Annotated in this window: 13 protein-coding genes; 12 read left to right on the top strand and 1 reads right to left on the bottom strand. The window is 65.4% G+C overall.

Going from position 1 to position 18678, the window contains the following annotated elements; genetic code table 11:
* Positions 1-162: 162 nt before the first annotated feature.
* Both R1T44_RS15190 and lolA read left to right on the top strand, forming a co-directional pair.
* The gene (locus R1T44_RS15190) at positions 163-4245 is read left to right on the top strand and encodes a DNA translocase FtsK (RefSeq protein WP_284726667.1); all 4083 of its coding nucleotides are present in this window, start codon (positions 163-165) and stop codon (positions 4243-4245) included.
* Between the two features lie 207 nt (positions 4246-4452).
* A complete protein-coding gene (gene lolA, locus R1T44_RS15185; protein WP_054555615.1) occupies positions 4453-5121 on the top strand; it encodes an outer membrane lipoprotein chaperone LolA in 669 nt (222 codons plus the stop codon).
* A 131-nt stretch (positions 5122-5252) separates the two neighbouring features.
* Here the strand turns inward: lolA and R1T44_RS15180 are convergent, their stop codons facing one another.
* Positions 5253-6620 (bottom strand): replication-associated recombination protein A, encoded by a 1368-nt coding sequence (locus R1T44_RS15180; protein ID WP_153636423.1) that lies wholly within the window; start codon positions 6618-6620, stop codon positions 5253-5255.
* A 312-nt stretch (positions 6621-6932) separates the two neighbouring features.
* Between R1T44_RS15180 and R1T44_RS15175 the strand changes: the two genes are divergently transcribed.
* From R1T44_RS15175 to R1T44_RS15130, 10 genes are all read left to right on the top strand, one after another.
* On the top strand, positions 6933-7481 hold the full coding sequence (locus R1T44_RS15175) for a hemerythrin domain-containing protein (protein WP_043331576.1): 549 nt from the start codon (positions 6933-6935) through the stop codon (positions 7479-7481).
* A 237-nt stretch (positions 7482-7718) separates the two neighbouring features.
* Complete coding sequence (locus R1T44_RS15170; RefSeq protein ID WP_084589215.1) at positions 7719-9272, top strand: NAD-dependent succinate-semialdehyde dehydrogenase; 1554 nt, start codon at positions 7719-7721, stop codon at positions 9270-9272.
* A gap of 96 nt (positions 9273-9368) precedes the next feature.
* Complete coding sequence (locus tag R1T44_RS15165; protein WP_284726666.1) at positions 9369-10829, top strand: aminotransferase; 1461 nt, start codon at positions 9369-9371, stop codon at positions 10827-10829.
* Positions 10830-10832: 3 nt separating this feature from the next.
* Complete coding sequence (locus R1T44_RS15160) at positions 10833-11942, top strand: pyridoxal-phosphate dependent enzyme (RefSeq protein WP_284726665.1); 1110 nt, start codon at positions 10833-10835, stop codon at positions 11940-11942.
* 58 nt (positions 11943-12000) lie between these two features.
* A complete protein-coding gene (locus R1T44_RS15155) occupies positions 12001-13014 on the top strand; it encodes a cyclodeaminase (RefSeq protein ID WP_284726664.1) in 1014 nt (337 codons plus the stop codon).
* Positions 13015-13148: 134 nt separating this feature from the next.
* Entirely contained in the window at positions 13149-14009 is an 861-nt protein-coding gene (locus tag R1T44_RS15150) for an HAD family hydrolase (RefSeq protein WP_284726663.1), read from the top strand.
* 6 nt (positions 14010-14015) lie between these two features.
* Complete coding sequence (locus R1T44_RS15145) at positions 14016-15071, top strand: DMT family transporter (RefSeq protein ID WP_284726662.1); 1056 nt, start codon at positions 14016-14018, stop codon at positions 15069-15071.
* 264 nt (positions 15072-15335) lie between these two features.
* On the top strand, positions 15336-16823 hold the full coding sequence (locus tag R1T44_RS15140) for a SulP family inorganic anion transporter (protein ID WP_054555610.1): 1488 nt from the start codon (positions 15336-15338) through the stop codon (positions 16821-16823).
* A 179-nt stretch (positions 16824-17002) separates the two neighbouring features.
* The gene (locus R1T44_RS15135; RefSeq protein WP_284726661.1) at positions 17003-17893 is read left to right on the top strand and encodes a universal stress protein; all 891 of its coding nucleotides are present in this window, start codon (positions 17003-17005) and stop codon (positions 17891-17893) included.
* Positions 17894-18290: 397 nt separating this feature from the next.
* Positions 18291-18647: a RidA family protein gene (locus tag R1T44_RS15130; protein ID WP_043331456.1), complete on the top strand. Its 357-nt coding sequence runs from the start codon at positions 18291-18293 to the stop codon at positions 18645-18647.
* Positions 18648-18678 lie beyond the last annotated feature (31 nt).

Genomic DNA, 18678 nt, shown 5'->3' with positions numbered 1-18678 from the left:
TCTTGTCGGTTCGGGAACATGCACGGAGCAATGGGCTCCTGGCGCCTTGGCGTCATGAGCAGACGTGAATCGGCAATTATGACGTCACTGCCATCGAATGGTTATGATAACCGGCTGAAGGTACATGGAAAATCGCCCACAAGGTGCAAGGGGGATGGCGACTTGACTGCCAAGAGTGCCAGAAAGACAAGTCGGGAACAGGCCAAGCCTGAAACCCGTAGCCGCCGTGCGGCAGCAACACCCAGGAAGCGTGCCCGTCAGAAAGCGGACTCGCCGGGCTTCTTCGCGCGTCTGCGCGGTGCTTCGGCCACTGAGTCCAGCCCGGCACGCAAGACGCCGCGCGTCTCGGGCAAGCCCGCGAGTAAGGACGCCAGCGGCCAGCCTGCTGCCAAGGCCAGAAACAAGCCGCGCGTGCAGGAAGAGAGCCCTGCAGCCCAGCGCCGCGCCGAGCGTCAGGCCGAACGCGCCGAACGCCAGGCCATCCGCGCCGAGCAGCGTGCGGAGAAGGCAGCGCGACCACCGTCACGCCTGACCACCACCCTGCAGGGCGTCAGCCGTGAAGGCGTGGTCATTCTCATGCTCAGCCTATGCGTATTCATGCTGCTGGCGCTGTTCAGCTATGCGCCGACGGACCCCGGCTGGTCCTACAGCGGCCCTGAACTCACTCCCAGCAACTGGATGGGCAGCATCGGCGCCTGGCTGTCAGACGTACTGTATTCGCTGTTTGGCGGCAGTGCCCTGTGGTGGCCGGCGATGCTGGGCTTCGGTGCCTGGCGTCTGATGCGTCAGCCCAGCACTGAGCTGGTGTGGGATCCGACCACCATCGCGGTGCGCGCTGGCGGCCTGTTCCTGCTGATCATGGCGACCTGCGTCATCGGCGATATCCAGTTCTACAGCCCCGACAGCCAGCTGACCAACGGCGCGGGCGGTATCCTCGGCAAGGGCATCGCCGGGGCACTGACGCCATTGATCGGCATGGGCGGCACGGTACTGGTCGCGATGGCCAGCTTCCTGTGCGGCTTCACGCTGTTTACCGGCATGTCGTGGCTGACGGTCATGGATGAGCTGGGCAATGGCTGCATGCGGGTGTCCGGCTGGTTCGCCGAGCGCTTCAACAGCCGCCGCGACGATCAGGACGGCTACGATGACGAGGCAGCCTACGCCGAAGAGTCGCTGACGCACGAGGACGGTGAAGAGGATGACTCGGATCGCGACCCGGCCCCCAGACTGAGCTGGTGGCAGCGTCTGCTGCCGGGCCGGCGTGCCCGCGAGGAGGAGTGGGGCGAGGACAGCGACGAGATTCTGCTTGGTCGCCGTCAGGAGGCAGAAGGCATCGCCGCCGAGCCGCGCGGCCAGCGCCGTGTCGAGCCGTCTCTGGATGGCGGCACCGACGAGGCCATCAGCGCTCGCGATGACTTCGCGGATGACCGCAGCACCGATATCCCGTGGCAGACCGCTGAAACCACGCCCTCCGCCAAGGTGCCGGGCGCTGCCTACACCGAGCGCATGACGGTGCAGAGCGCCAATGTCAGCATCGAAGGGGTTGATCTGGCAGCGGCCCTGAAGACCGCCGTGGCGGCAGAGGCCGCCTCCGCGCCGCGTGTCGCGCATGCCGATGTCACGCGCTCCCGTCTGCCGCAAGCCGCTGCCATTGAGGCCGAGCGCCAGCGTCATGCTGACGCCTCAGCCACGACACAGGCTCCCAAGGCGGCGACGCCAGCCCCAGCCGTCGAAGACACGGCATCAGCCTCCGACAGCACGGCTGCCCCTGCTGCCTGGGACGCCGCCTCTGCCTTTGCGCCGACCGCTCGACACGACACGGCTCGTCACGAGACGGCGCAAGACGCTCAGGTGCAGGGCGAGGCCGAAGCTCACATGGCTCCGTCTCAGGCACAAGCTCAGGCTCAAGAGCTGGCTCGCGAGCAGGAAACGCAGCGCTTGGCTGATCAGGAAGCGCAGCGTCTGGCAGAGCAGGAAGCGCAGCGCGAAGCAGAACAGAAAGCACAGCGCGAAGCAGAACAGAAAGCGCAGCGTGCAGCCGAGCAGCAAGCGGCAGAGCGACAAGCGCAGCTCGAGAAACAGGCGCAGCTCGAGAAAGAGGCACAGCGTGAGCGCGACGCGCAACTTGCGCGCGAGCGCAGCGATGCCGCGCCGGATAGCCGCAATCAGCCGCCGGAGCCCAGGGACGACGATGATGCGCCGCTGCCCGGCAGTGGTGGTCAATTCGCCACGGCCGCAGGGCTGGCAGCCGGTGCGGGTGTGATGGCTGCCGGTGTCGCGGCGGCCTCATCCGAGACTCCCGCTCGCAAGGCGGTCGTCTCCTGGGATGATGCCTTCGAGCAGCCGGCGGGCAACGCCCCGACACCGGCAGACGCGCCTGCGGCGCCGAGCAGCCCGTCTGCCACGACGCCGCAGCAGCATGCCCCTGAGTCGCGTCAGCCTGCAGCGCCTCATCAACCGGCCGAGCCGGTCGTGCCATCGGAGCCCGATTCCGTTGCGCTTCAGGCCGAGCATGTGCCGCCTTTCGAGGCGCCGACAGCCACGCCGGAAGCGACCCCCGCGCCGGCCGATCGTCCTTCCTGGGCCTATGACGGCGATGAGTCCGGCATGGTGCCGGGCGGCGGTCGTCTGGCGACGGCGGAGGATGCACAGGCGGCTGCCAGTGACCCCTCCGGCCCGACACTGTGGACCGTGGAGCACATGCAGAGTCAGCGCCATGAAGGTGCCGATCACGAGGACGAGCCGGAAGGGGACCTGCCACAGCTGAGTCTGCTGACGCCGCCGGACGCCCAGAAGCCCAACTACAGCGAAGAAGAACTCGACCAGATGGCCGAGCTGCTGGTGGTGCGTCTGCGCGAGTATGGCGTCAAGGCCGAGGTGGCGGATGTCTGGCCGGGACCGGTCATCACGCGCTTCGAGATTCAGCCGGCACCGGGCGTCAAGGCGTCCAAGATCTCCAACCTGTCGACGGACCTGGCGCGTTCGCTGCTGGTCAAGAGCGTGCGTGTGGTCGAGGTGATTCCGGGCCGTCCGACGGTCGGCATCGAGATTCCCAACCCCAACCGCGCCATGATTCGCCTGCGTGAAGTGTTCGATTCCGATGCCTATCAGCTGGCGGAATCTCCGGTCACCCTGGCACTGGGTCAGGACATCGGTGGCGCCCCTGTCGTGGCCAACCTCGGCAAGATGCCACACCTGCTGGTCGCCGGTACCACCGGTTCGGGCAAGTCAGTCGGCATCAACTCGATGCTGATCTCGATGCTGCTCAAGGCCACGCCGGACGAAGTGCGCATGATCATGGTCGACCCCAAGATGCTGGAGCTGTCGGTCTATGACGGCATTCCGCATCTGCTGGCGCCGGTGGTGACCGACATGAAGGAGGCCGCCAACGCCCTGCGCTGGTGTGTCGCCGAGATGGAGCGTCGCTACAAGCTGATGGCCGCCATGGGCGTGCGCAACCTGGCCGGCTTCAATGCCAAGATCGATGAAGCCGAGGCACATGGTGCCCAGATCGCTGACCCGCTGTGGGAGCCGCAGCCCTGGGAGATGCACCAGCATCCGCCGGTGCTCGCCAAGCTGCCCTACATCGTGGTGGTGATCGACGAGTTTGCCGACATGTTCATGATCGTCGGCAAGAAGGTCGAGGAGTTGATCGCACGTCTGGCCCAGAAGGCGCGCGCCGCGGGGATTCACCTGATTCTGGCCACTCAGCGTCCGTCGGTGGACGTGGTGACCGGCCTGATCAAGGCCAACATCCCGACGCGTATGGCCTTCCAGGTCTCCTCCAAGATCGACTCGCGCACCATCCTTGATCAGGGCGGCGCCGAGGACCTGCTGGGTCACGGTGACATGCTCTACCTGCCGGCCGGTGCCGGCATGCCGACGCGCGTTCACGGTGCCTTCGTCGATGATGACGAGGTTCACCGTGTGGTCGATGACTGGAAGCGTCGCGGCTCGCCGGAGTACATCGAGGAGATCCTCACCGGTGGTGTGCAGGCGGATGCGCTGGCCGGTCTCGAGGCTGAAGGCGAGGACAGCGATGCCGAGCAGGATGCGCTCTACGATGAGGCCGTGGCTTATGTGGTCGAGTCGCGTCGTGCCTCCATCTCTGCCGTGCAGCGTCGCTTCAAGATCGGGTACAACCGCGCCGCGCGTCTGGTCGAGGCGATGGAGATGGCCGGTGTCGTCTCCGCGATGGGCACCAATGGCTCGCGGGAAGTGATCGCGCCCAACCACAGCGGCTAGCCGCCGCAGGCCTGGTCGCTGCACGCTGGAACACACGAAGGGGAGCTTTTTGCTCCCCTTCGTGTCAAAGACGTCAGATAACAGATCACTGCCAGCAGGATATTGGCAGTGATCATCCCGAATCGCTGAAATGATGATGGTCAGGTGCAGGGCATCGGTGCCCGTTGCCGAGGCTTGCCACTGGTCTTCCTCATCGCAAGGAGTTTCATGAAGACATTGTCCCGTTCTTTCGCTTCTTCGTTGACCGCTCGTCTGGCCAAGGGGCTGGGCGCCGCGCTGATGTTGGGCATGGCCGCTCTGCCAGCGCACGCCGAGGAATCGGCAGGCGATCGCCTGTCGCGCCTGCTGGAGCCGCTCAAGACCTATGCTGCCGACTTCGATCAGCAGATCCTCGATGCCTCCGGTCAGCGTCTGCAGGAAGCCAAGGGCAAGATGTGGCTGTCGCGCCCGGGCAAGTTCCGCTGGAGCGTCGATGCGCCGTACCGTCAGGAAGTGGTGTCGGATGGCAAGGAAGTCTATCTGCATGACCCGGACCTCGAGCAGGTCACCGTGCAGCCGCTGGATGAGCGTGTCACCCATACGCCGGCGCTGTTGCTGTCCGGTCGTGCCAGTGAGCTGACCGCCAACTATGCGGTCAAGCGTCAGCAGCAGGGCGCACGTGAGACCTTCACGCTGACGCCCAAACAGGCCGATACGCTGTTTGAAAGCCTCAAGCTGACCTTCGACAGCGAGCAGCTCGACATGCTGCAGATGGCGGATTCCACCGGCCAGCGCACGGCGATCGACTTCAGCAACGTGCAGTACAACCCGTCGCTGCAGGATAGCCGTTTCGTGTTCCAGATCCCGCAAGGCGCCGACGTCATTCGCGAGCAGTGATCACGCCCAAGGTGCAGCGCAAATCCTGAATACGCTTGAATAAACAAGAACGCCCGGACCATCTGGTCCGGGCGTTCTTGTCTGTGCCAGTCGCGACTTGGCAGCCATGTGCGCGCAGGATTCGCCGCTGATCAGCTCTGTCCGGGCGTCTCGCCACGGTCTGCGGCGGCGTCCTGCTCGCGGCGCCAGCGCTCTATCTCGGCGAAGCGCTTCTCGCCACCATGCTGGGTCGGGCGATAGAACTGCTGGGTCGGCAGCTCTTCTGGCCAGGCATCGTGGGAGCGGCCGGCCGGATAGCCATTGGGCTCGTTGTGGGCATAGCGATAGCCTTCGCCCATGCCCAGCTCCTTCATCAGCGTGGTCGGGGCATTGCGCAGGTAGACCGGCACCCCGAAGTGGGGCTGCTGGCGCACGAAGGCCTTGGCTTCCTTCCAGGCCACCTCGATGGCATTGCTCTTGGGCGCGATGGCCAGATGAATCGCCGCATGGGCGATGGCGCGCTGGCCCTCGTAGTCACCGAGGCGAAGATAGGCGTCCCAGGCGGCGATGGTCAGCGGCAGGGCGCGTGGGTCGGCGTTGCCGACATCCTCGGAGGCAATCGCCGTCAGACGCCGCACGACATCCAGCGGGTCGCCGCCGCCATCCATGAAGCGCGCCATGTACAACAGCGCCGCGTCGGGCCGCGAGGAGCGTATCGACTTGTGGATCGCCGACAGCAGGTCGTAATAGTCATCGCCCTGCTTGTCGAAGCTGGAGGCCTGATGGCCCAGCACGGCCTCCAGCGAGCTGTCCTCGAGTATCTCGCGCGTTCCCCCCTGAGCGTCTGGCTCACGACGCACGAAGTCACAGGCGGTCTCCAGCAGGCCAAGGGCGCGGCGTGCATCGCCGGAGGCCGAGCGCGCGATGCGGGTCAGCGTCTCGCGGCTGGCTTCGATATGACGCTTGCCGAGGCCGTTGACCTCATCCTGCAGGGCGCGCGTCAGCACCTCGATCAGGTCATCCGTCTCCAGGGCCTTGAGCACATAGACCCGCGCCCGTGACAGCAAGGCCGAGTTGACCTCGAAGGACGGGTTCTCGGTGGTCGCGCCGATCAGCGTCAGCAGGCCGGATTCCACATGCGGCAACAGGGCATCCTGCTGGCTCTTGTTGAGGCGGTGGATCTCATCGAGAAACATCACCGTCTGGCGATCGCTGGCCTGGAAGTGTCTGGCGCGCTCCACCACTTCGCGGATGTCCTTGACGCCGGCCATCACCGCCGAGAGCTGCTCCAGATGCGCATCACAGCCCTTGGCCAGAATCTCGGCCAGCGTCGTCTTGCCGACCCCCGGCGGCCCCCACAGGATCATCGAGCGCACCACGCCGGAGGCCACCATCTGGCGCAGCGGCATGTCAGGCCCGACCAACGCTGTCTGTCCGATGTAGTCATCCAGGGTGCGCGGACGCATGCGGAAGGCCAGTGGCGCATGGGAATTCGAGGCGGTATCGGCAAAAAGATCCATCGGCGAGTCTGGCTCCGGCAGGCGTGGGGCAGTATTGCGCTCATCATGGCCGATCCTGCAGGCCTGTACAAATCAGCAGGGGCAGCGCGCTCAGTCAGCGGCCTCAGGCCGCGCGTGGCATTGCACCAGACTGTCATGTTTTCCTGACAGCATGACACGCTCATTTAGGCAATCCCACCCAACGTCTAACTGGCGCTCGGGGGATGTGTCCTACACTTCTAGGTGACGACATTGCTACATTCGGTAGCAATGCCCGAGGCGGCAGCGCTGTCTGCCAGCATCGGCCACCTGTTCCGTAAGGAGGAGGAAGTCATGCCCAATGTGACTCAGCTGCGCCAGGACCACGCCAACATGGCCCGTCTGCTGCACGTGCTTTCGCACCGCCACAAGACGCTCGTCAGTGGTGAGCGTCCCGACTTTCGCATGATGCGTGAGGTGGTGGATTACATTCTCGATTACATGCAGGGCTTCATCATTCCGCTGGAGCGTCAATGCACCCAGATGCTGTGCGAACGCTCCGAAGACGCCGCGCCACTCTGTCAGCGCCTCATCCAGCAATATCGCACCCTGCACGAGCGTCTGGACAAGCTGTCCGACAATCTCGACAGCATCCTGATGGACCAGATCATCCCGATGGACCAGTTCAATGCCGACCTGCGCGAGTATGTGGAGGCACACCGTGACTACCTGCGTGCCGAGCGCCAGGAGCTGTTCCCGCTGATGCGCGACAACCTCAGTGACGAGGAATGGCAGCAGCTGACCGATGCCATCCCGCATGCGCGCACCGAACTTGAGCGCCTCCAGGAAGCCTACCCGGAACTCTACGCCGAGCTGACCGAGAGTGACGTCGTGACCGCCTGAGCCCTTTCGGTCCGATCTATAACGGTCTAGTCAGGAACTCGCCACACAGAAAGAATCCGCACTTTGCCCGCCACAACAGAAAGAACGCCAAGTCGTTGGCGGGTATTCCGAAAGTCTCCACGTCTCATCTCCCCCACACTGAGGTCATCACATGACGCCCGCCGCGTTTCGGTGGGCGTTGTCTTTGGCGGTGTTCCGCCTTCTCAGATGACGGCCGTGCGGCCCGGGAGACAAGCGATGAGTGCTCAATCTCTTGCACGACAGTGGGCAACTTCCCAGGACGGAGCGACGTCCGAGCCCACCCAGTTCGCCAGCCAAGGCATTGCCCTGGAAGACCCGCGCCTGTTTCGCCAGCTCGCCTACGTGAATGGCTGCTGGGTGCATGGCGAAGGCGGACGCGAGGAGGCGGTCTTCGACCCCGCCACCGGCGAGCGCCTCGGCCAGGTGCCGTGGCTCGAGGAGGCGCAGATCGACGCCGCCATCGCCACCGCCGATGCGGCCCAGCGTGAATGGCGCAAGCTGCGCGTCGACCAGCGCGGCGAGCTGCTGGATGCCTGGTACGACCTCATCCGCGCCCACAAGGAAGACCTGGCCATGCTGATGACGCGTGAGCAGGGCAAGTCGCTGGACGATGGGCGTGGCGAGGTGGAATACGGCGCCAGCTTCGTTCACTGGTTCGCCGAGGAGGGCAATCGTGCCTTCGGCGAGACCATTCCCAGCCATATCCCAAATGCCGCGCTGGGCACCGTGCGTGAGCCTATCGGTGTCGCGGCGCTGATCACGCCGTGGAACTTCCCGCTGGCGATGATCACTCGCAAGGCCGCGGCCGCGCTGGCGGCGGGCTGCACGGTGCTGGTCAAGCCGGCCGGCGAGACGCCGTTCTCGGCGCTGGCGCTGGCGGAGCTGGCCGAGCGTGCCGGCATTCCCGCTGGTGTCTTCAGCGTCATCACCGGCGAGGCCTCCGAGGTCTCCAGGCAGCTGTGTGATGACCCGCGCGTCGCCGGGCTGTCATTCACCGGCTCCACGCGGGTCGGGCGTCTGCTGCTGAAGCAGTGCGCCGACAGCGTCAAGCGCGTCTCGCTGGAACTGGGCGGCAATGCGCCCTTCATCGTCGGGCCGGACATGGACCCGGAGGAGGCTGCGCGCGCCGCCGTCGATGCCAAGTTCCAGACCTCCGGTCAGGACTGCCTCGCGGCCGACCGTATCCTGGTCCACGACAGCCTCTACGAGGACTTCCTGAGCCACTTCGCGCGCATCATGAAGCAGCTCAAGGTCGGCAATGGCCAGGTGAAGGGGATCGACCTTGGCCCGCTGATCCACCGTGACGCCGTCGCCAAGGCGCAGACCATCGTCGATGACGCCGTCGAGCGTGGCGCGCGGCTGATCCACGGCGACCAGAGCATGGCGCCGGGCCCCAACTTCTTCATGCCGGTGCTGCTGGCCGACATCACGCCGGACATGCGCGTCTGGCGCGAGGAAACCTTCTCGCCGGTGGCCGGCATCACCGCCTGGCACGATGAGGAAGAGGTGATCGCGATGGCCAACGACACCGAATACGGCCTCGCCGCCTACGTCTATACCCATGATGTGCGCCGCATCTGGCAACTGATGCGTGGCCTGCGCTTCGGCATGGTCTCGGTCAATTCCGTCAAGATGACCGGCGCGCCGATTCCCTTCGGCGGCGTCAAGCAATCTGGTCTGGGTCGCGAAGGTGGCCGTCAGGGGCTCGAGGAATATCTCGATATCAAGTACTACTGTCTGGGGGGACTGGAAAGCGCCTCCGGAAGTTGAGACGGACATCCTTCACTGTCACATGTCGATCATGGCGACCGGTGGCCATTGAGCACCACCGGTCGATCGCCCCTAGTTGAGCATTCGGAGAGTCACATGAGCACCGATAACACCCTGAGTCAGGCCGCCAGCTTCGACGACGCGACCTCGACCGATGAGCTGATTCGCCGTGATCGCAAGGTCACCTTCCATGCCTCGACCCACCTGCGCGATTACGCCCAGGGCGATGCACCGGGCCGCGTGATCACCGGTGGCGAAGGCATCCGCATCCGCGAGCGTGACGGGCGTGAGCTGATCGATGGCTTCGCCGGCCTCTACTGCGTCAACATCGGTTATGGGCGCACGGAAGTCGCCGATGCCATCCACGAGCAGGCCCTCAAGCTCAGCTACTACCACACCTATGTCGGCCACTCGAACGAGCCGCAGATCGCGCTGTCCGAGAAGATTCTCGAGCTGGCCGGCCCCGACATGTCCAGGGTCTATTACGGCATGTCCGGCAGTGATGCCAACGAGACCCAGCTCAAGCTGGTGCGCTATTACCACAACGTGATCGGCAAGCCGGAGAAGAAGAAGGTCATCTCGCGCTGGCGCGGCTATCACGGCTCCGGCATCGCCTCAGGCTCGCTGACCGGGCTGGCGGCCTTCCATGATCACTTCGATCTGCCGATTCCGGGCATCCTGCACACCGAGGCGCCGGATTATTACCGCCGTCCCGCCGAGTGCGCCGAGATGAGCGAGCGCGAATTCTCCACCTGGTGCGCCGAGAAGCTCGAGGCGATGATCCAGGCCGAAGGGCCGGAGACCGTCGGCGCCTTCATCGGCGAGCCGGTGCTGGGCACCGGTGGCATCGTGCCGCCGCCGGAGGGCTACTGGGAGGCCATCCAGGCCGTGCTCAAGCGCCACGACATCCTGTTGATCTGCGATGAGGTGGTGTGTGGCTTCGGGCGCATCGGCAGCCAGTTCGGCTACCAGCACTTCGGCATCAAGCCGGACCTGGTCACCATCGCCAAGGGCCTGACCAGCGCCTATCAGCCGCTGTCCGGGGTCATCGTCGGTGACCGTGTGTGGAAGGTATTGGAGCAGGGCACCGGCGAATTCGGCCCCATCGGCCACGGCTGGACCTACTCCGGCCATGCGCTGGGCGCCGCCGCCGGTGTCGCCAACCTGGAGATCATCCGTCGCGAGGGCCTGGTCGACAACGCCCGCGATACCGGCGCCTATCTGCAGAACGCCATGCAGGAGGCTTTCGCCGATCACCCCATCGTCGGCAATGTGCGGGGCATCGGCCTGCTGGCGGCGCTGGAGTTCTCGCCGCAGCCGTCACAGCGCAAGGCGTTCGACTCAGCGCTCAAGGTCGGCCCGCGCATCTCCGCGGCAGCCCTCGAGGAAGGCCTGGTGGCTCGCGCCATGCCGCAGGGCGACATCCTCGGCTTCGCGCCGCCGCTGGTGGTCACGCCTGAGGAAATCGATGACATCGTCGCCCGCGCGCGTCGCGCCGTGGACAAGGTGCATCAGGAGCTTGTCGACAATGGCGACCTGATTTCTGGTGACAAGTAAGCCATGGCATTGACCTTACCCCCGCTCAGGAGCACACGGGAAACGCCGCTGGCGCTGGCCGATATCTATGCCGCGCGCCAGCGGCTGTTTCATTCATCGACGGCCACGGGTGTCGAACGCACGGCGCTGGTGCCTTCACCGGCGCTGTCGCGCCGCTTCGATGCCGAGATTCTGCTCAAGCTGGAGACCCGCCAGCCCACCGGCGCCTTCAAGCTGCGCGGGGCCAGCAATCTGCTGGCCGCCGTGGCGGAGCAGGCCTTTGGGGAGGCCTACGAGCGCCTCCAGCGCGGCGTGACCACCGCCTCCACCGGCAACCATGGTCGCGCGCTGGCCTACGCCGCGATGCGCCGTGGCCTCAGGGCGGTCATCTGTCTCTCCGAGCAGGTGCCCGCCAACAAGGTGCGTGCCATCGAGGCGCTGGGTGAGCTGGGCGGTGCCACTGGCGGCAGTGTCGAGGTGCGCCGGGTCGGGCGCAGCCAGGACGAGGCCTTCCACGAGGTCAATCGGCTGGTCGAGGAGGAGGGCATGCTGGCGGTGCCACCCTTCGATGACCCGCTGATCGCGGCCGGTCAGGGCACCATCGGGCTTGAGTTGATGGAGGATTGCCCGCAGCTCGATCAGGTACTGGTCGGACTGTCCGGCGGCGGCCTGCTCGGCGGTATCGGGGCGGCGCTCAAGGCGATTCGCCCCGAGACCCGCGTGCATGGCGTCAGCCTCACCGAAGGTGCGGCCATGTGGCACAGCCTGCAGGCGGGCACACCGGTGGAGGTGGAAGAGGTCGCCAGCCTCGCCGATTCGCTGGGCGGCGGCATCGGGCTTGGCAATCACACCACGCTGCCGCTGGTGCGCCGCGTGATGGATGAACACCATCAGGTCAGCGAGCGCGCCATCGCCCGCGCCATGCTGATGCTGCTGGAAGAGGAGAAGCTGCTGGTCGAGGGCGCCGCCGTGGTCGGGCTTGCCGCACTCGAGGCCTCGCGACTGGGCGAGACCGACCCGGCGCTGGCCGAGTCGATCCGCGGCCAGCGTGTCGCGCTGATCATCAGCGGCAATGGTGTCAGTCTGGAGAGTTTCGATCAGGCCCGAGCGCTGCTGGCGGACGCTCAGCAGTGATTTATTCGCCCATGGCTCACAGCGTGGGACAGATGACGGCACACCAGGAGGAGGGCGCATGACGGAACCGACTCAAGAAAGCATGCAGACGTATTCCCGTGAACAGATCGAGCAGGTCGTGGGGCTGGACGCCACGGCACTGGGCACCATCCGCGATGCCTTCATCGCGCTGGGCCAAGGCAAGGTGGTGCAGCCGCCGATCCTGTCGATGGCCATCGAGGAGGCCAACGGCGAGGTGGACGTCAAGACCGCCCATATCCAGGGGCTCAAGCACTTCGCGATCAAGATCAGCCCCGGCTTCTTCAACAATCCCGCCCGCGGCCTGCCAAGCCTCAATGGCCTGATGGTGGTGTTCTCCGCCGAGACGGGGCTGGCCAAGGCCCTGCTGGATGACGGCGGCTATCTCACCGCCATTCGCACCGCACTGGCCGGTGCCGTGGCGGCGGAGGCCCTGTCACGCCCCGACAGCAAGCGCGTCGCGCTGATCGGCGCCGGTGAACAGGCAAGCCTGCAGCTGGAAGCGCTGCGGCTGGTACGCGATATCGAGAGTGTCGATGTCTGGGCGCGTGACAAGGAGCGCGGCGAGCGCTTCGCACGCGACACCGAGCAGCGCCTGGGCCTCACCGTGCGCAGCCATGACAGCCTGCATGCGGTGTGTCAGAACGCCGATATCATCATCACCGCCACGCCGTCCCACACGCCGCTGCTGGAATATTCGATGTTGCCGGAAGGCGTGCATGTCACCGCGATGGGCTCCGACAGCCCCGAGAAGCGTGAGCTGGAAGCCGACGTGCTGACCGATTGCGACTACTTCGTGTGTGACAGCCGCGCCCAGTCGGAAATCAATGGGGAGCTTAAGGGGCTGGATGAAGACCAGGCCAAGGCATGCGAGGTGTACGAGCTGGGCAAGCTTCTGGCCGATGTGCGTCGTCTGCGTGAGGGTGACCAGAACAGCGGTGAACAGGCTGAAACCGCCACTGATACCCTCATCACGGTGGCAGACCTTACCGGCACCGGCGTGCAGGACACCGCGATTGCCAGCCTGGCGCTGGCTCGACTCGCCCAGCGCTAGCGCCGCACGCAGCGACAGCGGGTCATGAAGGCGCGACGGACTTGCCCAGCGCGGCGCCGCATGCGAGGGTCACGCAGTAACGGCAGGAAGCCGTTGACTCCCTCGTCCACTCGGAGCCTGTCGTGACTCGAACCATGCCCTCACCCTCTGCTGCGCCGCGCGCCCTCAATGCTGCCCCCGGGGTAGAGGCCCGCCGCTCGCCGCTGGCGGATCTCTGTGCCGACTGCGATGCCGTGACGCTGCTGCCACCGTTATCCCCGCCGGGTGAGGGGTATCTGCGCCATTTCTGCCAGCTGGATTCCCCGCTGGCGGTGTTCGATCTCGACGATACCCTGCTCGATGGCGACTGCACCGGCATGTGGATGCGCTGGATGGCCGCCTGTGGCTGGATCGAGGATGTCGATGCCTTCATGGCCATCGGCGAGCGCCACCAGAGCGAGTATCACGCCGGCACCCTGGATATCCACGAGCACACCGGCCATCTGCTCAGCCCGCTCATCGGGCGGCATCGCGATGAGGTGCGTCGTGAAGTCGATGATTTCGTGGAAGAAATGGTGATGCCGCGTCTGCTGGAAGGCGGCATCGCACGGCTGGCCGAACACGGCGAGGCGGGCCATCGCACCCTGATCATCTCAGCTTCCATGCATCATCTGGTCGGCCCCATCGCCAGTCGCCTGACCGCCGATGGCGCGCTGGCCACCCATCCTGCCTTCGATGATCAGGGCCGCTTCACCGGCGAGACCACCGGCATCGTCACCTTCCGCGAAGGCAAGCTGGCGGCGCTGGATGCCTGGCTGGAAGACGCAAGCCAGCTCAAGCGTGCGCCGCAGGCACTGTGGGGCTATTCCGATTCCCACAACGACCTGCCGCTGCTCGAGCGGGTCGATCATCCCCACGCCACCCAGCCGGATGCGCCGCTGCGCCAGTTCGCCGAAGCGCGTGGCTGGCCGGTGGTCGACTGGCGTCAGTCGCACCTGTCCATCGAATCGGACTGAGCGTGCATGAAGCCGTCGACTGACTCCCACCTTTCCCGCGATCACGGCCCGGATGCCAGAGCCCTGCAGGCGCGTGGCGTCGCGCTGACGGCGCTGGGCGTGTTGCTGATCTCGCCGGATGCGCTGTTGCTGCGTCTCGCCGATGTCGCCGATGGTCCGCTGGTGTTCTGGCGGGGGTTGCTGACGGCCATCGGCTTTGCGCTGATTCTGCTGCTCACCCAGCGCGGCGGGCCAGGCCAGCGCTTCGCCAGTGCGCTGGCGCGCATGCGTGGCTGCGGGCGCACGGGGCTGTGGGTCGCGCTGCTGTTCACCGGCTCCACGCTGGGCTTCGTGCTCGCCAATCAATACACCCGCGCCGGCAATGTGCTGATCATCCTCGCCGCCAGTCCGCTGTTCGCGGCGCTGATGTCGCGGCTATGGCTGGGCGAGCGCCAGCCGCGCCATGTGTGGGGCGCGATTCTGGTCTCGCTGGCGGGCATCACGCTATTGGTGATGGACGAGGCGGGCAGCGGCTCGCTGACCGGCAATCTGCTCGCGCTGGGCTGCAGCCTGTCACTGGCGGGCAATTTCACGCTGTGTCGCACGCGCCCGGGCCTCGACATGAGCCCGATGCTGACGCTGTCGGGACTGCTGACCGCGCTGTGTGGCCTGCTGGCCTGCACATGGTTGGCAGTCTCTGGGGTAGGGGGAGGCGAGGGTGCAGCAGAGGGCCTCGAGAGCGTGCTCACCCAGCTATGGCCCTCGCAGAGCGATGATTTCGGACAGCGCGCCGGCTGGCTGGTGCTGCTGTGTCTGGTGCTCTCGCCGCTGGGCTTCACGCTGATCCAGCGTGGTCCGCTGTATCTGCCGTCCGCCGAGGTGGCGCTGCTGATGCTGCTGGAAAGCGTGTTCGGCATCCTGTGGGTGTGGTGGGTGCTGGACGAGTCGCTGACCCTGCGCGGCTGGGCGGGCGGCGCCATGGTGCTGGGCGCGATGCTGATCAAGAGCCTGATCGACCGCCGGCTGCGTCACCTGCAGGCCACGCGCACGCCTTCTGCGGATGCGTCTGCGGGCGGCAGCTGATACAATCCCGCCCATCCCCGAGTTTATTCACTGTCAAATGACAGCCCTCTGGACGCCTCACGGCGACCGGAGCGAATAGCTCATGGCGCGAAGAAAGCCACAGGGCGACCGGAAACGACGGCGACTTCACGACGCGAGCCAGGCGCGAGCGGCACTGCCCCTGACGGCAGTGATGAAGATTGCAACAACCGGACGCCAGACTGACTCGACAGCGCCAGGATTCAGCACGCACACCACCTTCCCCAACCTGTTGCGGACGACTCGATGACAAGCAGCCTCAAACAGCAGTGGCTCTCCAACCTCCGGCCCGACATCCTGTCCGGCCTGGTGGTGGCGTTGGCCCTGATCCCCGAAGCCATCGCCTTCTCCATCATTGCCGGTGTCGACCCCAAGGTCGGCCTGTATGCCTCCTTCTCCATCGCCGTGGTGACCGCCATCGCCGGTGGCCGTCCGGGCATGATCTCCGCCGCCACCGGTGCCATGGCACTGCTGATGGTCGACCTGGTCAAGGACCACGGCCTGGAATACCTGCTGGCCGCCACCGTGCTGACCGGCGTGATCCAGATCATCTTCGGCTACTTCAAGCTCGGCTCGCTGATGCGCTTCGTGTCGCGCTCGGTGGTCACCGGCTTCGTGAATGCGCTGGCGATCCTGATCTTCATGGCCCAGCTGCCGGAGCTGACCAACGTCACCTGGCACGTCTACGCCATGACGGCGGCCGGTCTCGGCATCATCTACCTGCTGCCGCTGGTGCCGAAGGTCGGCAAGCTGCTGCCGTCGCCGCTGGTCTGCATCATCGTGCTGACCATCTTCGCGATGGTCGTCGGTCTGGATATCCGCACCGTCGGCGACATGGGCGAGCTGCCGGACAGCCTGCCGGTGTTCCTGATTCCGGACATCCCCTTCAATCTGGAAACCCTGTGGATCATCCTGCCGTACTCGCTGCCGCTGGCGGTCGTGGGTCTGCTGGAATCCCTGATGACGGCCACGCTGGTCGATGACCTCACCGATACGCCGTCCGACAAGAACCGTGAGTGCAAGGGCCAGGGCGCGGCCAACGTCGTCACCGGCTTCCTCGGCGGCATGGCGGGTTGCGCGATGATCGGCCAGACGATGATCAACGTGAAGTCCGGCGGTCGTACGCGTCTCTCCACCATGGTGGCGGGTGTCGTGCTGCTGATCCTGGTCGTGTTCCTCGGCCCGTGGGTCTCGCAGATTCCGATGGCCGCTCTGGTCGCGGTGATGATCATGGTCTCCATCGGCACCTTCTCCTGGCAGTCGATCCGTGACCTCAAGACCCACCCGATGTCCACCAACATCGTCATGCTGGGCACCGTGGCCGTCGTGGTCGCGACCCACAACCTGGCGATCGGCGTGCTGGTCGGCGTGCTGCTCTCGGCGCTGTTCTTCGCCAACAAGATCGGTCAGGTGCTGCACATCGGCAGCGACATGAATGCCGATGGTCGTACCCGCGAATACCGCGTGGTCGGTCAGGTGTTCTTCGCCTCCAGCGAGCAGTTCCAGGCCGGTTTTGACCTCAAGGAGACCGTCGAGCGTGTCGTCATCGACGTCAGCCGTGCACACTTCTGGGACATCACCGCCATCGGCGCGCTGGACACCGTGGTGGTCAAGTTCCGCCGCGAGGGTACCGAGGTCGAGGTGCGTGGCCTCAACGAAGCCAGCGCCACGCTGGTGGATCGCTTCGCGGTGCATGACAAGCCGGATGCGGTCGAGAAGCTGATGGGTCACTGATCCCGTTGGCGCCACCCGCCTGAACGAGGGCGGCGGCGCCAGCAGCGTGATTGATGCGTAAAGACGGCGGGCAGTCCTTCACGGGCTGCCCGCCGTTTGCGTTGGTGGGGTCGGAAAGTGGTAATCTCGAAACAGGCGCCTGAAGCGCCACCTTGATCGTCAGCATAAGGAAGCACGCCATGAGCCAATCCTCTGCCAGTGCCCTGACAGGCCATGACAAGGTCACCGCCTGCATTGACGGCTCCGCCTTTGCCGTCTCCGTGTGTGATGCCGCCGTATGGGCCAGCAAGCGTCTCTCGGCGCCGCTGAGCTTCCTGCATGTGATCGACCGCCAGGAAGGGGCGGGCGAGGCCAGCAGTGATCTCTCCGGCAGCATCGGGCTCGGCGCGCGCGAGCACCTGCTGGAAGAACTCGCCACCCTGGATGAGCAGCGCGGGCGTATCGCCCAGGAGCAGGGCCGCCTGATGCTGGAGGCCGCCTACGAGCGCGCCGTGCAGGCGGGTATCGCGGAGCCGCGCCCACGCCAGCGCAATGGCGAGCTGGTCGAGACCCTCGCGGAGCTTGAAGACGAGATTCGCCTGCTGGTGATCGGCAAGCGCGGCGAAGGGGCGGAGCAGGCCAGCGAGCACCTGGGCAGCAATCTGGAGCGCGTGATTCGCAGCCTGCATCGTCCGGTGCTGGTGGTGCCGGGCGAGTTCAATCAGCCGACGCGGGTGCTGATCGCCTTCGATTGCAGCACCACCATCAAGCGCGCCGTCGAGGTATTGGCGGCCAGTCCGCTGCTGCAAGGCGCGGAGCTGCATCTGGTGATGGTCGGCGCGGAGTCGGTGGAGCATCAGGCCCCACTGGACGCCGCGCGCGACACCCTCACCGCGGCAGGTTTCAGCGTGCAGGCCAGCTTCAGAGCAGGGGAGGTGGAAGCCTGTCTGCGCGAATATGCCAAGGAGCACGCCATCGACATGCTGGTGATGGGTGCCTACGGCCACTCGCGCATCCGTCAGCTGCTGGTCGGCAGCACCACCACCGAGATGATTCGCAACGCCACGGTGCCGCTGCTGATCCTGCGCTGAGCCGTGTCTGAGTCGCTCAGGCGGCTCTCTGAGCATTGGCTGAGAGCGAGCCGTTTCATCATTGCCGTGACGCCGCGCTTCCGTAATCTCTCGGGCGCGGCGTCTTGCTGTCTGGCGGGTGTCTTCGTATACCGGCAGTCTAGAATTCACGCACGCTTTCCTGCATCACCGGCAGCACGCGTGAAACAACAGGTGTCACCACAAGAGCCCCCATAACTGAAACCACAGGTTCTTCTGGTACAGGGTAATATTCCCCGCAGGTCGCGTTGCGCCGCTCGCGCGAATCTGGAACGCTGAAGGACTGACCTCACCCTGTATCGCCAGCGGTCTTTTCTGTATCAGCACCGCTGGGGGCATTTTTTCACTACCCAAGAAGAACAGCACAAGGACACTCTCGATGAACATCCAACGCCATGACACCAAGCCGCGCATGAGCCGCGCCGTGATCCACAACAACACCATCTACCTGTGTGGCCAGGTCGCCGGTCCGGACCACCGCTTCGGGAATATCACGGACCAGGCCAACAGCATGCTCGCGCGTGTCGATGCGCTACTGGAAGAAGTCGGCACCGACCGCGAGCACCTGCTCTCCGCCACCGTCTATCTCAAGACAATGGATGACTTCAAGACCTTCAACGACATCTGGGACACCTGGGTGCCACAAGGCCACGCCCCCGCCCGCGCCTGCGTACAAGCCGCCATGGCCAGCCCGGAACTGCTGTGTGAAATTACCGTGGTCGCCGCCGTTAAGTAACTCGCAGTATGGTTTTTCTAAGCCCGTCAGA

Origin of the sequence: Cobetia amphilecti (genome assembly GCF_032923285.1) — a bacterium.
Lineage (GTDB): Bacteria > Pseudomonadota > Gammaproteobacteria > Pseudomonadales > Halomonadaceae > Cobetia > Cobetia amphilecti.
Note: the sequence above shows the minus strand (reverse complement) of the source record. Positions and strands in the feature narration are given on the sequence as shown.

Excerpts from the sequence above, each read along its gene's own strand:
- R1T44_RS15165 (WP_284726666.1), top strand. The coding sequence starts at position 9,369 with ATGAGCACCGATAACACCCTGAGTCAGGCCGCCAGCTTCGACGACGCG.
- R1T44_RS15145 (WP_284726662.1), top strand. The coding sequence starts at position 14,016 with ATGAAGCCGTCGACTGACTCCCACCTTTCCCGCGATCACGGCCCGGAT.
- R1T44_RS15135 (WP_284726661.1), top strand. The coding sequence starts at position 17,003 with ATGAGCCAATCCTCTGCCAGTGCCCTGACAGGCCATGACAAGGTCACC.
- R1T44_RS15150 (WP_284726663.1), top strand. The coding sequence starts at position 13,149 with ATGCCCTCACCCTCTGCTGCGCCGCGCGCCCTCAATGCTGCCCCCGGG.
- R1T44_RS15140 (WP_054555610.1), top strand. The coding sequence starts at position 15,336 with ATGACAAGCAGCCTCAAACAGCAGTGGCTCTCCAACCTCCGGCCCGAC.
- R1T44_RS15175 (WP_043331576.1), top strand. The coding sequence starts at position 6,933 with ATGCCCAATGTGACTCAGCTGCGCCAGGACCACGCCAACATGGCCCGT.
- R1T44_RS15160 (WP_284726665.1), top strand. The coding sequence starts at position 10,833 with ATGGCATTGACCTTACCCCCGCTCAGGAGCACACGGGAAACGCCGCTG.
- lolA (WP_054555615.1), top strand. The coding sequence starts at position 4,453 with ATGAAGACATTGTCCCGTTCTTTCGCTTCTTCGTTGACCGCTCGTCTG.
- R1T44_RS15155 (WP_284726664.1), top strand. The coding sequence starts at position 12,001 with ATGACGGAACCGACTCAAGAAAGCATGCAGACGTATTCCCGTGAACAG.
- R1T44_RS15130 (WP_043331456.1), top strand. The coding sequence starts at position 18,291 with ATGAACATCCAACGCCATGACACCAAGCCGCGCATGAGCCGCGCCGTG.
- R1T44_RS15170 (WP_084589215.1), top strand. The coding sequence starts at position 7,719 with ATGAGTGCTCAATCTCTTGCACGACAGTGGGCAACTTCCCAGGACGGA.
- R1T44_RS15180 (WP_153636423.1), bottom strand. The coding sequence starts at position 6,620 with ATGGATCTTTTTGCCGATACCGCCTCGAATTCCCATGCGCCACTGGCC.